Origin of the sequence: Burkholderia pyrrocinia (assembly GCF_022809715.1) — a bacterium.
GTDB classification, from domain to species: domain Bacteria; phylum Pseudomonadota; class Gammaproteobacteria; order Burkholderiales; family Burkholderiaceae; genus Burkholderia; species Burkholderia pyrrocinia_C.
Window position 1 is genome coordinate 3201633 of the sequence record NZ_CP094459.1, and the last position, 16668, is coordinate 3218300.

Sequence of the window (16668 nt, forward strand, 5' to 3'; positions counted from 1 at the left end):
AGGTCGCACGCCGACACGCCACGAGCAGCGCGGAACGCGCCGGCGGCACACCGGCACGGCCCGCACATGCACCGGCACCTTGCGGCAAACCGGAGGGCCGCCGTGCACCGCGCGGTGCACGGCGCCATCCGGCGCCGATCAATCGTGTCGCGCCTGCGCGCGACACGCGCTCACGTCCGCGATTGCATCGTTACGCGGCCGATTCGCGCGCAGCCGCTGCGTCCTTGCGTGCGGCGGCAGCCGTCTGCTTGCCGCCACGCGTGGCCGTTTCGCTGACCGCATCGAAGCTGCTCTGTGCGGCTTCGATCGCCTGCCCCGTCGCTGCGCGCACGGAGTCGGCCGCTGCCGTCGCCGCGGACAGCGCCGAATTCAGTGCGGCCACCACCGGTGCCGAGCCGGCCGGCGCATGCTTCGACAGTTCGCCGATCACGTCCTTCAGGCGCTTGTCGTTCTGTTCGTATTGCGCCTGCGCGACCTTCGCCCATTCGGATTGCGTCGACACCGCGATGTCGAACAGATGGCGGCCGTACGACACGACCTTGCCGGCCGCTTCCTGCGGTACGGCCGCCTGCTGCGCGAAACCCGCGGCCGGATTGCTGCTGTTGAAGGCGTTCTTCAGCTTGTCTTCGTATTCCTCGAGCGCCGTCCGGGCCGCTTGCAGGTTCAGTTCGACGACAGCCTCGAAACCCTTGATCGCCGGACGGGCGATCGCGAACCACGCAGCGATACCGGATTGATAATCGGCAGCGAATTTTTCGGGGGCAAATACGGACATCGGGCACGCTCCTGTTGGCAATGCGAGAGACGACGTAAAGAAAAATAGAAGCCAGATCAAAAGCCGGCTTACTTATTGACAACCCGCCACTCATTTGAGTACGGGAAGTTGGAGGATGTCATTCTAGATCGATTAATTGTCAATAAAATGGCATTAATGCTAGGTGTAAACCCTTATTTCATTTCGAGCGGCCGCCCAAGCCTGCGATGCGCCGACATCGCAGAGAAAAAAATACCGCGGCACTCTGTCCCGCATTTTCTTTTTACCTTTTTACAGCATAGCGCATCGTGACCTTGCTCAACATTTACCAATTCACTATTCCGTTTATTAGAAAACCGGCGATCATTGAAAATGGAGCAGGCACTTATGTAATCGATTTTTCCGGATTTATTATGAAATCGTTTCCGGGATTATTAATGACAAAATCAACGATCGGATGAATTGCGGGTCGCAATGGAAAAAACTGGCGCGGCCGTATGAAACGGCCGCGGCCGGCGCCGGCGTGCGGAAAATCAGCCGGCCAGTTCTCGATGCAGTGCGCGGAATTCCTGCGCGAGCTTGTGCCCGGGTTCGAGATGGATCACCGGCTTGGACTGCTGATGCGATTCGCGGATCTTCACCGACGCCGACAGCCTCGACGCGAGCACCGGCAGTCCTTCGTCGACGAGTTCGTCGACCAGCCGTTGCGGCAGGCTCGCGCGCGGCTGGAACTGGTTGATGACGATTCCTTCCACCTCGAGCGCCGCATTGTGGTCCTGCTGGATTTCCTTCACGTTCTCGAGCAGCGTGTACAGCGCGCGGCGCGAGAAGTCGTCGCAATCGAACGGGATCAGGCAGCGCTCGACCGCGATCAGCGCCGAGCGCGTATAGAAATTCAACGCGGGCGGCGTGTCGATGTACACGGCGTCGTAGGTGTCGAGCTCGTTCAGCGCATCGCGCAGCTTGTAGATCTTGTAGCGCGATTCGAGCTTGCCGTGCAGCGTGTCGAGGTCCGGATGCGCGGGCATCACGTCGAGCCCTTCGAACGGGGTCGGATGAATGAACGACGCGACGTCGACCGGACGGAAGTTGAAGGTCAGCGCGGTTTCGAAGAAGCCGGCGACACCCGGTTGCGCATCGGCCGCGGCGTCGCCGAGCAGGTAGCGCGTGGAGTTCGCCTGCGCATCGAGGTCGATGACGAGCGTGCGCAGCCCTTCGCTCGCGCTGATCGCCGCCAGGTTGCAGACGATCGTCGATTTGCCCACGCCGCCCTTCTGGTTGAATACGACCCGCCGCATGGTGTCTCCTCGATCGAAACGTCGAAAGGATCAGCTTAGCCGGTCAATAATGGCGGCAGCGTGACGCAGATCGAATTGCGCGCGATTGTGGGCGGCACGCATCAGATGCGCGGCAGCGCCCCCGACACATATCGGTTGCCGGGCACGCTCCACCGCCACGGGAAATCCTTGCCGACGCGAATGCCGATGCGCGGCCCGCCCGCCAGATCCGTGGGCGGCGCGATGCCGTCGTCCACGACCGCAAACCCTTCGCGCGCGCCAACCAGATCGACGCCATCCTGGGCGCCATCGATCCCCATCGCCTGGGTCAGCCGCGCCGGCCCACGGCACAGATCGCGATCGCGGGTCAGCGGCGGCCGTGCCGCGCGCATCCGTTCGAGCCCCTGCAGCGGTTCCAGCGCACGGATCAGCACGCCCGTTCCCGTACCGTCCGGGCCGCACACGCAATTGCAGCACCAGTGCATGCCGTATGTGAAATAAACATACAGGTGCCCGGGCGGCCCGAACATCGTCGCATTGCGCGGCGTCTTGCCGCGATAGGTGTGCGCCGCCGGGTCGATCGCGCCGGCATAGGCCTCCACTTCGACGATGCGGCCGGCCCGGCCGTCGGCTGCCGCGAGAATCTTGTTGAGCAGTTGCGGTGCGACGTCGGTGGCCGCGCGATCGAAGAACGCACGCGGCAACACGGTGCCCGGCCACGGGGATGCTGTCTTACCGCGTCGCATCCGGCTGCCCCTCCGGTTGACGACCGGACGCGGTCCTCGCCTGCCGATAAAGCTGACGATATGCGTCGACCAGATCGTCGAGGCCGAACGCGAGATTTCTCCCGCTGGGATTGGGCAGCACCCAGACGTTCGCGCGCTGCATGCGCGCCGGCTGCAATCCCCATGCGATTTCGCGTTGCCCCGAAAGCGCCGAGTACGCCGCCCTGCCGAGAAACGCGACAAAGCGCGGCCCATAACGCGCGACCTTCTGCTCGAACTCCGCGGCCACGGCGATGAATTCAGCGCGCGAAAGCTGATCGGCACTCGCGGTCGGCCGCTTCACCACCGCCGTCACGCCGCAGCCATACCTGAGTATTGCGCGATCGTCCTGCGGAGGAATTTCCGTTGGCGTAAAACCCGCGAGATGAATCACGCGCCAGAAGCGGTTGCTTCTCCCCGCGAAGTGATGCCCGGTCGCGGCGGCGGTCATGCCGGGGTTGATCCCGCAGAACAGCACGTCGAGATGCGCAGCAATGAGGTCGGGGAGTGCGTCAGCCACGGTTCGTCTGGAGTGCGACGTACAAGAACGTAAACGAAGAAAGGCCCGAATACCCGGGCCAAGCGGCTGGCTTGACTCGGACATTCGGGCCCATCGTGATGCGGGATGCCGACTTGCCGATTAGAACGGAATATCGTCGTCCATCTCGTCGAAGCCGCCACCGGCCGGTGCGCTCGGACGGCTCTGCGCGCCGCCGCCAGCACCGCCGCGCGCCGCGCCGCCGGCGCGACCACCGCCGCCACCGGCGCGTTCCGTCTGCTCGCCGCGGCCGCCGCCGCCACCACCGTAGCCGCCGCCGTAACCGCCTTCGTCACCGCCGCCACCGCCGCCGCCCGCACCGCCGCGGCCGCCGAGCATCTGCATCTGGTCGGCGACGATTTCGGTCGAGTAACGATCCTGACCGTCCTGGCCTTGCCACTTGCGCGTGCGGATGCGGCCCTCGATATAGACCGACGAACCCTTCTTCAGGTATTCGCTGACGATTTCCGCCAGACGGCCGAAGAACGCGACGCGATGCCACTCGGTCATTTCCTTGAAATCGCCGCTTGCCTTGTCCTTGTAGCGGTCGGTCGTCGCGAGACGGATGTTCGCAACCGCATCGCCGCTCGGCAGGTAACGGACTTCAGGATCGGCGCCGAGATTGCCGACGAGGATGACCTTGTTGACGGATGCCATGTGTTTCTCCAGTAAATTCGATGCCGGGCCGCCCGCGCATACGTCGGAGCGGCCCGCCGGGCAAGCCCGCGAACGCCGCCGGTGCCTGCCCGAAAATTAGGTTCAGGCCTTGCGCGGCGGCGCTTTCATGCTGGCCGCGATTATAAGCCACGCGGCAACGAGCCCAGAACACGCGTAGAACACGGTGTTCGCGCCGCCGTGCTTCAGCAGCCAGCCGCCCGCGATGCCGCCGAGCGCGAGCCCGATCGACTGCGTGGTGTTGTAGACGCCCGTGGCCGCGCCCTTGCGCGAACCCGGCGCGAGCTTCGACACGAGCGAAGGCTGCGACGCTTCCAGGATGTTGAACCCGAGGAAGTAGACGAACAGGATCGCCGCCACAATCAGAATGGTATGCGGCGCGCTGCCCAGCAGCAATTGGCCGATCAGGATAGCCAGAATGCCGCCGAGCAGCACCGGCTTCATCTTGCCCCGTTTCTCCGCGACGATGATCGCCGGGACCATCATCACGAACGCGAGCCCCATCACCGGCAGGTAGACCTTCCAGTGCGCGGCGACCGGCAGCCCGCCGTCGACGAGCAGGCGCGGCACGACGAGGAACAGCGCCGTCTGCGTCGCATGCAGCACCAGCACGCCGAAGTTCAGGCGCAGCAGCTCGACGTTGTGCAGCACCTCGGCGAACGGCGCGGGCACGTGCACGGGCTTCGCCGCATCGGGCACGATCCACACCACGACGCCGATCGCGAGGATCGACAGTACGCCGACGATCGTGAACAGCCCGCTCATCCCGACCCAGTGGAACACGATCGGCGCGCCGACGATCGCGACCGCGAACGACACGCCGATCGAGCCGCCGACCATCGCCATCGCCTTGGTACGGTTCTGCTCGGAAGTCAGGTCGGCGATGAACGCGAGCACCGCGGACGATACGGCGCCCATCCCCTGGATCACGCGGCCGACGATGATCCACGTGATGTCGTGCGCGAACGCGGCAACGAAGCTGCCGAGCGCGAAGATCACGAGGCCCGCGGCGATCACCGGCTTGCGGCCGAACTTGTCGGACGCCCAGCCGTAGAAAATGTAGAACAGCGACTGCGTGACGCCGTAGGCCCCGAGCGCGATGCCGACGAGCAGCACGTTGTCGCCGCCCGGGATGGTTTTCGCGTAGACCGAGAACACCGGCATGATCATGAACAGGCCGAGCATGCGCAGCGCGAAGATCGCCGCGAGCGACGTGGTCGCGCGCAGTTCGGGCGCAGTCATGCGGGAAGACGTGGCGGACGGATTGGACATCGGGAATGAATTTCGAATGATCGGAATGTCCGCCCTGCAGCGGGCGGCGGAAGATCAGGACCGGCGGCCCGGAAGGCCTGACGGGCGACGCGTCGGGGCAGGATGCTGGCGGCCTGCAGGCCGCCGGAACCGCGCGGCGCGACCGCTTTCCCCGGCGCAGGCGCCGCCTTGCTGCCACCTGCTGTAAAGGCTGGGGACCCCGAACGACGGTCTCGAAAAGCCGTTATAGTAGCAGGTTTGGTTCCCTCCATTTTCGCCAGGTTCATGGAACAGATCCGTATCCGTGGGGCACGTACCCACAACCTGAAAAACGTCAATCTCGACCTGCCGCGCCACAAGCTGATCGTGATTACCGGGTTGTCAGGGTCGGGCAAGTCGTCGCTTGCGTTCGACACCCTTTATGCCGAGGGCCAGCGCCGCTACGTCGAAAGCCTTTCCGCGTATGCCCGCCAGTTCCTGCAGTTGATGGAGAAACCGGACGTCGACCTGATCGAGGGCCTGTCGCCCGCGATCTCGATCGAGCAGAAGGCGACGTCCCACAACCCGCGTTCGACCGTCGGCACGGTCACGGAAATCCACGACTACCTGCGACTTTTGTACGCACGCGTCGGCACGCCGTACTGCCCCGATCACGACATCCCGCTCGAGGCGCAGAGCGTGTCGCAGATGGTCGACGCCGCGCTCGCGCTGCCCGAGGAAACCAAGCTGATGATCCTCGCGCCCGTCGTCGCGAACCGCAAGGGCGAGCACGTCGAGCTGTTCGAGGAGATGCAGGCGCAGGGTTTCGTGCGCTTTCGCGTGCGCTCGGGCGGCGGCACCGCGAACGAAGGCGTCGCGAAGATCTACGAGGTCGAGTCGCTGCCGAAGCTCAAGAAGAACGACAAGCACACGATCGACGTTGTCGTCGATCGCCTGAAGGTGCGCCCGGACATGAAGCAGCGCCTCGCCGAATCGTTCGAGACGGCGCTGCGCCTCGCCGACGGCCGCGCGATCGCGCTCGAGATGGATACCGACCACGAGCACCTGTTCAGCTCGAAGTTCGCGTGCCCGATCTGCTCGTACTCGCTGCAGGAGCTCGAGCCGCGCCTGTTCTCGTTCAACAACCCGATGGGCGCGTGCCCGGAATGCGACGGCCTCGGCCAGATCACGTTCTTCGACCCGAAGCGGGTCGTCGCGCACCCGTCGCTGTCGCTCGCCGCGGGCGCCGTGAAGGGCTGGGACCGCCGCAACCAGTTCTACTTCCAGATGCTGCAGAGCCTCGCGGCGTTCTACGAGTTCGACATCGACGCCGCGTTCGAGGATCTGCCGGAAAAGATCAGGAAAGTGCTGCTGTTCGGCTCGGGCAAGCAGACGATCCCGTTCTCGTACATCAACGAGCGCGGCCGCACGACGATCCGCGAGCACGTGTTCGAAGGGATCATCCCGAACCTCGAGCGCCGCTACCGCGAAACCGATTCGGTCGCGGTGCGCGAGGAACTGTCGAAGTACCAGAACAACCAGCCGTGCCCGTCGTGCGAAGGCACGCGCCTGCGTCGCGAGGCGCGCCACGTGCGGATCGGCACGGGCGACTACGCGCGCGGCATCTATGAAATCAGCGGCTGGCCGCTGCGCGATGCGCTCGGCTATTTCGACGGGCTGACGCTCGAAGGCGCGAAGCGCGAGATCGCCGACAAGGTGATCAAGGAAATCGTCGCGCGCCTGACGTTCCTGAACAACGTCGGCCTCGACTACCTGTCGCTCGAACGCAGCGCCGAAACGCTGTCGGGCGGCGAGGCGCAGCGGATCCGGCTCGCGTCGCAGATCGGCTCGGGCCTCACGGGCGTGATGTACGTGCTCGACGAACCGTCGATCGGCCTGCACCAGCGCGACAACGACCGCCTGATCGGGACGCTCAAGCACCTGCGCGACCTCGGCAACTCGGTGATCGTCGTCGAGCACGACGAGGACATGATCCGCACGGCCGACTACGTCGTCGACATGGGCCCCGGCGCGGGCGAGCACGGCGGCGTGGTGGTGGCCGAAGGCACGCCGAAGCAGGTGCAGTCCAACCCGCAGTCGCTGACGGGCCAGTACCTGCTCGGCAAGCGCACGATCGAGTATCCGGACGAGCGGATCGCACCCGACGCCGAGCGGATGCTGCGCATCGTCGACGCGCACGGCAACAACCTGAAGCACGTCGATCTCGAGCTGCCGGTCGGCCTGCTGACCTGCATCACCGGCGTGTCGGGCTCCGGCAAGTCGACGCTGATCAACGACACGCTGTATCACGCGGTCGCGCGCCACCTGTACGGCTCGTCGGCCGAGCCGGCGCCGCACGAGGCGATCGAGGGCCTCGAGCACTTCGACAAGGTGATCAACGTCGACCAGTCGCCGATCGGCCGCACGCCGCGCTCGAACCCGGCCACGTATACGGGCCTGTTCACGCCGATCCGCGAGCTGTTCTCGGGCGTGCCGACCTCGAAGGAGTGCGGCTACGATCCGGGCCGCTTCTCGTTCAACGTGAAGGGCGGCCGCTGCGAATCGTGCCAGGGCGACGGCGTGCTGAAGGTCGAGATGCACTTCCTGCCGGACGTCTACGTGCCGTGCGACGTGTGCCACGGCAAGCGCTACAACCGCGAAACACTCGAAGTGCAGTACAAGGGCAAGAACATCAGCGAAGTGCTCGACATGACGGTCGAGCATGCGTACGAGTTCTTCAGCGCGGTGCCGGTCATCGCGCGCAAGCTGAAGACGCTGCTCGACGTCGGCCTCGGCTACATCCGCCTCGGCCAGTCGGCCACGACGCTGTCGGGCGGCGAGGCGCAGCGCGTGAAGCTGTCGCTGGAGCTGTCGAAGCGCGACACGGGCCGCACGCTGTACATCCTCGACGAGCCGACCACCGGCCTGCACTTCCACGACATCGCGCTGCTGCTCGAGGTGATCCACCGGCTGCGCGACCAGGGCAACACGGTCGTGATCATCGAGCACAACCTCGACGTGATCAAGACGGCCGACTGGGTGATCGACCTCGGCCCCGAAGGCGGCGCCGGCGGCGGCCAGATCATCGCGCAGGGCACGCCCGAGCAGGTCGCGAAGACGAAGGCGAGCTTCACCGGCAAGTACCTCGCGCCGCTGCTCAAGCGTTCGACCCGCAAGGTCGCGGCCGGCTGACGCGCTTTCGGCCCTCCCGGCCCTTCCCGCGCGCGGCCGCCCGGCCGCGCGCGTCCTTCCGCAGCGAGCAGCCCCCCCTCGTTTTCCCTTCTGCGTTTACACCACGCGCCAAACGGCCCGTTTGCGGACCATAATGGCAGCTATACTTTACGGTCGTAAGGTTCGCCTTCCGCACCAATCCGGTGCGGCGCCGGGTGAGCCCGGCTCTGCCGTGCGCTGCGCGGCATGACACACGAACGACAGGAATCCACGATGGAGAAGCAACAAGAGTCGCGCGATGCGCAGAGCCGCGAGCCGCACCTGCGCAGCGTGCGACTGACGAGCGACTTCAGCCTGCCGAGGCTGTCGGCACTCGAGATCGGCAGCTATCTCTTCGCGATCGTCACGATGTGGCTCGTCCTCGAGCTCAAGCTGCTCGGCGGACTGCTGGCCGGCCTGCTCGTCTACCAGCTGATCCACACGATCGCACCCGTGATCGAACGCCACACGACGAGCATGCGCGCGCGCTGGGTCGCCGTCGTGCTGCTGGCGATCGCGATCGTCGGCGGGCTCACGGGCCTGACGATCGGCATCATCGAGCATTTCGAGCACACGGTGCCGAACCTGCAGAGCCTGCTCGGCCAGTTGATGCAGATCGTCGAGCAAACCCGCGCGCGCACGCCGGCGTGGATCGCGAACCTGCTGCCGGTCGACGTCGAGCAGATGAAGACCAAGGCGGCCTTGCTGATGCACTCGCACATGGACCAGCTCCAGCAGAGCGGCAAGAGCGTCGCGCGCGGCTTCGGCCATGTGCTGTTCGGGATGATCATCGGCGCGATGATCGCGATCGGCGTCGAGCATGGCAAGGTGCGCCGGCCGCTGTCGACCGCGCTCGTCACGCGCGTATCGCGCTTCTCCGACGCATTCCGCCGGATCGTGTTCGCGCAGATCAAGATCTCGGCGATCAACGCGACGTTCACGGGCATCTACCTGCTCGTCGCACTGCCGATCTTCCACGAGCGGCTGCCGCTGTCGAAGACGCTCGTGCTCGTCACGTTCATCGTCGGCCTGCTGCCGGTGATCGGCAACCTGATCTCGAACACGCTGATCGTCGCCGTGTCGCTGTCGGTCAGCATGGGCACCGCGATCGCGTCGCTCGTGTTCCTCGTCGTCATCCACAAGCTCGAATATTTCCTGAACGCGAAGATCATCGGCGGCCAGATCGAGTCGCGCGCGTGGGAGCTGCTGCTCGCGATGCTGATCATGGAGGCCGCGTTCGGGCTGCCGGGCGTGATCGCCGCGCCGATCTTCTATGCGTACCTGAAACGCGAGCTGTACCTGCTGCGGCTGATCTGAAACCCGCGTCTCAGGCGACAAAAAAACGCCGCGCCCCGTAAAGGAGGCGCGGCGTTTTTGTTTCAGGCGGCCGGCGATCCGGCGACCGGCGATCCGGGGGCCGGCCAACCGGCGGCCGGCCGATTCAGATCAGCGAAACACGACCGTCTTCGTCCCGTTCAGCACGATCCGGTGCTCGACGTGCCACTTCACCGCGCGCGCGAGCGTCACGCACTCGACGTCGCGGCCGATCGCGGTCAACTGGTCGGGCGTCATGCTGTGGTCGACGCGCTCGACTTCCTGCTCGATGATCGGGCCTTCGTCGAGATCGGTCGTCACGTAGTGCGCGGTCGCGCCGATCAGCTTCACGCCGCGGTCGAACGCCTGGTAGTACGGCTTCGCGCCCTTGAAGCTCGGCAGGAACGAGTGGTGGATGTTGATCGCGCGCCCGGCGAGCTGCTGGCACATGTTCGGCGACAGGATCTGCATGTAGCGCGCGAGCACGACGAGATCGGCCTGGTGCTCGTCGATCACTTCCAGCACGCGCGCTTCCTGCGCGGCCTTCGCGGCATCGGACGAACCGCCGATCAGCGGGAAGTGATGGAACGGGATGTTATAGCTCGCGGCGAGCTGGTAGAACTCCTTGTGGTTCGACACGATCGCCGGGATCTCGATCGGCAGCTGGCCGGTGCGATAGCGGAACAGCAGGTCGTTCAGGCAGTGGCCGATCTTCGACACCATGATCACGACGCGCGGCTTCACGGCCGCATCGTGCAGTTCCCAGCGCATCGAGAACTGCTCGGCGAGCGGCGCGAATTCCTTGCGAAGTGTGTCGAGCGCCGACGCGGCATCCGTGCCGTTGCCGTCCTGCTCGAAGTGCACGCGCATGAAGAATTCGCTGGTGCGGCTGTCGCCGAACTGCGCCGAATCGAGGATGTTGTTGCTGCGCTCGAACAGGAAGCCCGAGACCGCGTGGACAATGCCGTGCCGGTCGGGGCACGACAGTTTCAAGATAAAGCTGTGATCGGTCGGCATGACCGCTACTCCCTTTGTTTCCGTATTCGTCAAATTGCCCGTTCGCGTCGCCGGGCTGCGCGTCGCGGCGCGCGTCACGCGGCCGGTGCGAACAGCGCGTCGATGCCTGCCGCCTCTTGCGCCGTCAGCCAGCGATGGCGCAGCAGCGTATCGAGCGTCGCGAGGCTCGCGTCCATCGTCGCGCGGCCCTCGCGCAGCCAGCCGATCACCTCGGGCACGCCGGCCAGCAGATGCTCGGCCACTTCGCCGTCCTGGTTGCGCGGCGCGAAGTCGTGCGGCAGCGGCAGGTCGTACACGAAGATCAGTTCGGACTGCGTGCCTTCCGGCAGCGAGCACAGCACCTGCACCGCGCGGCCCGCGATCGCACGCGCCGCGAGTTCGGCCGGAATGCCGGCTTCTTCCCAGCATTCTTTCGCAAGCGTCTCGTGAACGCCCAGGCCCCAGCCGATGCCGCCCGCGACGACGTTGTCGAGCATGCCGGGATCGGTTGCCTTGGTCGCGCTGCGGCGGCCGAGCCACATCTGCGGCACGGCCGCGGCGGGCGTAGCCGCATATTCTACGATGCCGTTCAGATGCACCGCATAAGTCTGCGTGCCGAAGAACCTCGACGCGGCGCGCTCGATATACGCGAGCGGCGCATCGTCGAAGCGGTTGCGGATCGCGTAGATCTCGTCGCGCCAGCCGGGAATCGCGCCTTCGGCCGCGAGCGCGCCGATCGCGCTCGCCAGCGCCATGCTGCGCGCGTCGACCGAGTCGTAGCGCGCCGACAGGACGACGCGCTCGCCGGTCAGCTCGAACACGTCGGGCCAGCGCGCAAGCTTCGCGACATCCTGGCGGCGCACCCAGCCGACCGCCTGGCCGGCGATCTCGAAACGCAGGTGCGCGGCCGGATCGAAGCGGCGCGCGGCCGCGATGCACGGAAACGTCATCGCCGTCAGTCCTTCAGCGCGACGCGGATGCCGATCGCGATGAACGTCGCGCCGGCGATCCGGTCGAGCCACACGCCGGCCTTCGGGCGGCGCTTCAGCCATGCGCCGATCATCCCGGCGCCGACGCCGAACAGCGAGAAGATCGCGGCCGTCTGCAGCATGAACAGCGCGCCGAGCTCGAACATCTGCAGCGTCACGCTCTGCGCGCCGTGCGAATCGACGAACTGCGGCAGGAACACGACGAAGAACAGCGTGACCTTCGGGTTCATCAGGTTGCCGATCACGCTCTGCCGGAAGATCGTGCCGAGCGGCTGCGGCGGGCGCGCGTGCGCATTCGCGAGGCCCTGGCTGCGCAGCGCCTTGATGCCGATCCACACGAGGTACGCGGCGCCCGCGAGCTTCAGGATCTCGAACGCGACCGGCGACGAACGCAGCACGGCCGCGACGCCGAGCGCCGCGAGCGTCGTGTGGAACAGGATCCCGGCCGTGAAGCCGAGCGCGGCGACGAAGCCGGCCGCGCGGCCCTGCGAGATGCCGCGCGCGAGCACCTGCAGGTTGTCGGGACCCGGCGCGAACGTGATCGCGATCGACGTGGCGAGAAACAGCATGAAGTTGGGCATCGTGACCTCGCGGTTTAACGTGAGTAAGCCGGGCCGGCGTTCAGTGGCCGGCGAATTCGGTGACGGTATAGACGGGCAGTCCCGCGTTGCGCAGCAGCGTCGAGCCGCCGAGATCGGGCAGGTCGATGATCGCCGCGCCTTCGACGACCACCGCGCCGAGCCGCTGCAGCAGGTTGCGCCCCGCCATCATCGTGCCGCCGGTCGCGATCAGGTCGTCCATGATGATCACGCGGTCGCCGGGGCGGCACGCATCCTCGTGAATCTCGACCGTCGCGCTGCCGTATTCGAGGTCGTACGATTCCGAGCGCGTCTTGTACGGCAGCTTGCCGACCTTGCGGATCGGCACGAAGCCGACGCTCAGCTCGTACGCGACGATCGGCGCGATGATGAAGCCGCGCGCGTCGAGGCCCGCGACGTAGTCGAGCTTCGCATCGACATAGCGCTCGACGAACAGGTCGACGAGGATGCGCAGCGCCTTCGGGCTCTGCAGCAGCGTCGTGATGTCGCGGAACATCACGCCCGGCTGCGGCCAGTCGGGCACCGTGCGGATCTGGCTGTGGATGAAGGCGACCGGATCGAGCGGCGCGCCCGACGACGAATGCGGCATGAAACTCTCCGAAAAAAACGGTGCGCGAAGATCGGGCACCGTTTCGAATAAATACGGGTCAGGTTATTGACCGCGACTCACGCGGCCGCGGCCGGCGGGTCGCGCCGATGGCGCGACAGCCGCTCCTCCGCGAGCGCGAGCGCCTCGGGCAGCCCGCGCAGCACGACGATGTCGCTCGCGCGCAGTTTGGTCTGCGGATCGGGTTCGACGCCGCGGATGCCGTGCCGGCGGATCGCCGTGACTTCCAGCCCGAGCGCATACAGCCCGAGTTCCTCCAGCGAGCGCCCGACCGCGTCCGCGCGCGCATCGACCGGCACCGATTGTAGCCGCACCTGCTCGTGGTCGTCGTCGTCCGCGTCGTCCGCGCCGCGGAAATAGCCGCGCAGCAGGCTGTAGCGCTCGTCGCGCATTTCCTCGACGCGCCGCACGACCTTGCGCATCGGCACGCCGACCAGCACCAGCGTATGCGACGCGAGCATCAGGCTGCCCTCGACGATCTCCGGAATCACCTCGGTCGCGCCGGCCGCGAGCAGCTTCTCGAGATCGGCATCGTCGACGGTGCGCACGATCGCGGGCAGCGTCGGCGCGAGCTCGTGCACGTGATGCAGCACGCGCAGTGCGGACGGCGTATTCGCATAGGTGATCGCGACCGCCGCCGCGCGGTGGATACCGGCCGCGAGCAGCGACTCGCGGCGCGCCGCGTCGCCGAACACGACCGATTCGCCGGCCGTCGCGGCCGCGCTCACGCGGTCCGGGTCGAGGTCGAGCGCGACATACGGAATGCCTTCCTGCTCGAGCATGCGCGCCAGGTTCTGGCCCGCGCGGCCGTAGCCGCAGATGATCACGTGGCCGCGCTGCTTCAGGCTTTGCGTCGCGATCCGCGTCATCTGCAGCGACTGCTGCATCCATTCGGTCGACGACAGCCGCATCACGATCCGGTCGGCGTTCTGGATCAGGAACGGCGCGGCGAGCATCGACAGCAGCATCGACGCGAGGATCGCCTGCAGCAGCGTCGAATCGACCAGATGCCGGTCGAGGATCAGGTTCAGCAGCACGAAGCCGAATTCGCCGGCCTGCGCGAGGCCGATGCCCGTGCGCATCGCGACCCCCGGCGTCGCGCCGAACAGCCGGGCGAGCCCGGCGATCATCGTCCCCTTGAACAGGATCTGCCCGACGAAGAAGCCGAGCACGAGCAACGGATGCTCCCAGATCACGCGCGGATCGAGCAGCATCCCGGTCGTCACGAAGAACAGGCCGAGCAGCACGTCGCGGAACGGCTTGATGTCCTCCTCCACCTGATGGCGGAACGGCGTCTCGGAGATCAGCATCCCCGCGATGAACGCGCCGAGCGCGAGCGACAGGCCGAACTTGTCGGTGATGAACGCGGCGCCGAGCGTGACGAGCAGCAGGTTCAGCACGAACAGTTCCTGCGAGCGGCGCCGCGCGACGACGTTGAGCCAGCGCGTCATGAAGCGCTGGCCGATGACCAGCAGCAGCGTGAGCGCGATCACGATCTTGACCGCCGCGACGCCGAGCGTCAGCGCGAGATCCTTCGACGATTCGGCGCCGAACGCGGCGATCACGATCAGCAGCGGCACGACCGCGAGATCCTGGAACAGCAGCACGCCGAAGATGTTGCGGCCGTGCTCGGTCTCGATCTCGAGACGTTCGGCAAGCATCTTCGACACGATCGCCGTCGACGACATCGCGAGCGCGCCGCCGAGTGCGACGGCGCCCTGCCACGTGATGTGCACCCAGCGCTCGAACAGCGCGCCGAGCAGCAGCGCGAGCAAAAGCGTCGCGACGACCTGCAGCAGCCCGAGACCGAACACGAGCCGCTGCATCGACCTCAGTTTCGCGAGCGAGAATTCGAGGCCGATCGAGAACATCAGGAATACCACGCCGAATTCCGCGAGATGCTCGGCGCGCTCGAGATCCGCCGCGATCCCGAGCGCATGCGGGCCGACCAGGATGCCGACGGTCAGGTAGCCGAGCATCGGCGGGAGGTTCAGCGAACGGAATACGACGACGCCCACCACCGAAGCCAGCAGCAGCATGAGCGTCATTTCGAGCGGGGAAATCACGGGCGAAGCGTCCTCGTTCGTCGGGGCCACCGCGAAGCGGGCGCGATGGCGTAGCGTGGGATAGGCGACATCGGACGAGTCCGAGAGCCCGGCGCGGCGAACAAACGCCTTTGCTATACTCCGCGCATGATAGCGAAAATCAATGATGATCGGGCGCTCGCGCTCGCCCGCGACGTGCTCGACATCGAGGCGGACGCCGTGCGCGCGCTGCGCGACCAGCTCGACGGCGGCTTCGTCCAGGCCGTCGCGCTGCTGCTCGGCTGCCGCGGCCGCGTGGTGGTGTCCGGCATCGGCAAATCGGGGCACATTGCCCGCAAGATCGCGGCCACGCTGGCCAGCACCGGCACGCCGGCCTTCTTCGTCCATCCTGCCGAGGCCAGCCACGGCGACCTCGGGATGGTCACCTCCGACGACGTCTTCATCGGCATCTCCTATTCCGGCGAATCGGAAGAACTCGTCGCGATCCTGCCGCTCGTCAAGCGGATCGGCGCGAAGCTGATCGCGATCACGGGCCGCGCGGAGTCGAGCCTCGGCACGCTCGCCGACGTGAACCTGAACGCCGCGGTCTCGAAGGAAGCGTGCCCGCTGAACCTCGCGCCCACCGCGAGCACGACCGCCGCGCTCGCGCTCGGCGACGCGCTCGCCGTCGCGGTGCTCGACGCACGCGGCTTCGGTTCGGAAGATTTCGCACGCTCGCACCCGGGCGGCGCGCTCGGCCGGCGCCTGCTCACCTACGTGCGCGACGTGATGCGCTCGGGCGACGACGTCCCGTCGGTCGAGCTCGACGCGACGCTGTCGGACGCGCTGTTCCAGATCACCGCGAAGCGCCTGGGCATGACGGCCGTGGTCGACGCCGACGGCAAGGTCGCGGGCATCTTCACGGACGGCGACCTGCGCCGCGTGCTCGCGCGCGACGGCGACTTCCGCACGCTGCCGATCACCGACGTGATGACGCGCAACCCGCGCACGATCGGGCCGGATCACCTGGCGGTCGAGGCCGTGGAACTGATGGAGCGCCACCGGATCAACCAGATGCTGGTGGTCGATGCCGACGGCGCGCTGATCGGCGCGCTGAACATGCACGACCTGTTTTCGAAGAAGGTGATCTGATGAGCGCAGCGCTGACTGCGGCCGAACGCGCGAGCCGCGTGAAGCTGATGATTTTCGACGTCGACGGCGTGCTGACCGACGGCGGCCTGCTGTTTACCGCGGCCGGCGACGCGATGAAGTCGTTCAACTCGCTCGACGGCCACGGCGTGAAGCTGCTCGGCGAAGCCGGCATCGCGACCGCGATCATCACGGGCCGCCGCTCGGAGATCGTCGCGGCGCGCGCGAAGGAAATGAAGATCGCGCACCTGTTCCAGGGCGCCGAGAACAAGCTCTCGGTGTTCGCCGACCTGATCGCATCGCTCGGCCTCACCGCCGACGCGTGCGGCTACATGGGCGACGACTGGCCCGACCTGCCGGTGATGCTGCGCTGCGGCTTCGCGGCCGCGCCCGCGAACGCGCACCCCGACGTGATCGCCCGTGCGCACTGGGTGGCCGAGGCCCGCGGCGGCCACGGCGCCGTGCGCGAAGTCTGCGACGCGATCCTGCGCGCGCAGCGACGCTATGACGCGCTGCTCGCAGCAGCCTGCGGAGCCTGACGG

At 66.6% G+C, this 16668-nt stretch carries 16 protein-coding genes; 5 read left to right on the forward strand and 11 right to left on the reverse strand.

The window, feature by feature from the left end; translation table 11 throughout:
* Window positions 1-190 precede the first annotated feature (190 nt).
* Window positions 191-775: a TIGR01841 family phasin gene (phaP, locus tag MRS60_RS14795; protein ID WP_034179043.1), complete on the reverse strand. Its 585-nt coding sequence runs from the start codon at window positions 773-775 to the stop codon at window positions 191-193.
* Window positions 776-1062: 287 nt separating this feature from the next.
* Here phaP and MRS60_RS14800 point away from each other — a divergent pair, with 287 nt between their 5' ends.
* On the forward strand, window positions 1063-1215 hold the full coding sequence (locus tag MRS60_RS14800) for a hypothetical protein (protein ID WP_243564916.1): 153 nt from the start codon (window positions 1063-1065) through the stop codon (window positions 1213-1215).
* Window positions 1216-1287: 72 nt separating this feature from the next.
* On the opposite strand, the gene MRS60_RS14805 is transcribed toward MRS60_RS14800, so the two are convergent.
* From MRS60_RS14805 to MRS60_RS14825, 5 genes are all read right to left on the reverse strand, one after another.
* Window positions 1288-2052, reverse strand: coding sequence for a ParA family protein (locus MRS60_RS14805; RefSeq protein ID WP_034179044.1), 765 nt, complete (start codon window positions 2050-2052; stop codon window positions 1288-1290).
* 101 nt (window positions 2053-2153) lie between these two features.
* Entirely contained in the window at window positions 2154-2777 is a 624-nt protein-coding gene (locus tag MRS60_RS14810) for a DNA-3-methyladenine glycosylase (protein WP_243564917.1), read from the reverse strand.
* Window positions 2764-3315, reverse strand: coding sequence for a G/U mismatch-specific DNA glycosylase (mug, locus tag MRS60_RS14815; protein WP_243565625.1), 552 nt, complete (start codon window positions 3313-3315; stop codon window positions 2764-2766). Before mug ends, MRS60_RS14810 begins: the two co-directional genes overlap by 14 nt.
* 120 nt (window positions 3316-3435) lie before the next feature.
* Window positions 3436-3990, reverse strand: a complete 555-nt coding sequence (locus tag MRS60_RS14820; RefSeq protein ID WP_034179047.1) for a single-stranded DNA-binding protein — start codon at window positions 3988-3990, stop codon at window positions 3436-3438.
* A 102-nt stretch (window positions 3991-4092) separates the two neighbouring features.
* Window positions 4093-5280, reverse strand: coding sequence for an MFS transporter (locus MRS60_RS14825; RefSeq protein ID WP_034179048.1), 1188 nt, complete (start codon window positions 5278-5280; stop codon window positions 4093-4095).
* Between the two features lie 264 nt (window positions 5281-5544).
* Between MRS60_RS14825 and uvrA the strand changes: the two genes are divergently transcribed.
* Both uvrA and MRS60_RS14835 read left to right on the forward strand, forming a co-directional pair.
* Window positions 5545-8430, forward strand: a complete 2886-nt coding sequence (gene uvrA, locus MRS60_RS14830; protein WP_243564918.1) for an excinuclease ABC subunit UvrA — start codon at window positions 5545-5547, stop codon at window positions 8428-8430.
* A gap of 252 nt (window positions 8431-8682) precedes the next feature.
* The gene (locus MRS60_RS14835; RefSeq protein ID WP_034179050.1) at window positions 8683-9765 is read left to right on the forward strand and encodes an AI-2E family transporter; all 1083 of its coding nucleotides are present in this window, start codon (window positions 8683-8685) and stop codon (window positions 9763-9765) included.
* 129 nt (window positions 9766-9894) lie between these two features.
* On the opposite strand, the gene purU is transcribed toward MRS60_RS14835, so the two are convergent.
* From purU to MRS60_RS14860, 5 genes are all read right to left on the reverse strand, one after another.
* Window positions 9895-10779: a formyltetrahydrofolate deformylase gene (purU, locus tag MRS60_RS14840; protein WP_034179051.1), complete on the reverse strand. Its 885-nt coding sequence runs from the start codon at window positions 10777-10779 to the stop codon at window positions 9895-9897.
* A 74-nt stretch (window positions 10780-10853) separates the two neighbouring features.
* Window positions 10854-11708 (reverse strand): NUDIX hydrolase, encoded by an 855-nt coding sequence (locus MRS60_RS14845; protein WP_034179052.1) that lies wholly within the window; start codon window positions 11706-11708, stop codon window positions 10854-10856.
* A gap of 5 nt (window positions 11709-11713) precedes the next feature.
* The gene (locus tag MRS60_RS14850) at window positions 11714-12328 is read right to left on the reverse strand and encodes a LysE family translocator (protein ID WP_034179053.1); all 615 of its coding nucleotides are present in this window, start codon (window positions 12326-12328) and stop codon (window positions 11714-11716) included.
* Between the two features lie 40 nt (window positions 12329-12368).
* Window positions 12369-12935: an adenine phosphoribosyltransferase gene (locus MRS60_RS14855; protein WP_034179054.1), complete on the reverse strand. Its 567-nt coding sequence runs from the start codon at window positions 12933-12935 to the stop codon at window positions 12369-12371.
* A 77-nt stretch (window positions 12936-13012) separates the two neighbouring features.
* Entirely contained in the window at window positions 13013-15019 is a 2007-nt protein-coding gene (locus MRS60_RS14860; RefSeq protein ID WP_034179436.1) for a monovalent cation:proton antiporter family protein, read from the reverse strand.
* Window positions 15020-15145: 126 nt separating this feature from the next.
* Between MRS60_RS14860 and kdsD the strand changes: the two genes are divergently transcribed.
* Window positions 15146-16129 carry an arabinose 5-phosphate isomerase KdsD gene (gene kdsD / locus MRS60_RS14865; RefSeq protein ID WP_105393307.1) on the forward strand — a complete coding sequence of 328 codons (984 nt, stop codon included), beginning with the start codon at window positions 15146-15148 and terminating at the stop codon, window positions 16127-16129.
* Entirely contained in the window at window positions 16129-16665 is a 537-nt protein-coding gene (locus MRS60_RS14870; RefSeq protein WP_034179056.1) for a KdsC family phosphatase, read from the forward strand. The genes kdsD and MRS60_RS14870 overlap by 1 nt, the downstream gene beginning before the upstream one ends.
* Window positions 16666-16668 lie beyond the last annotated feature (3 nt).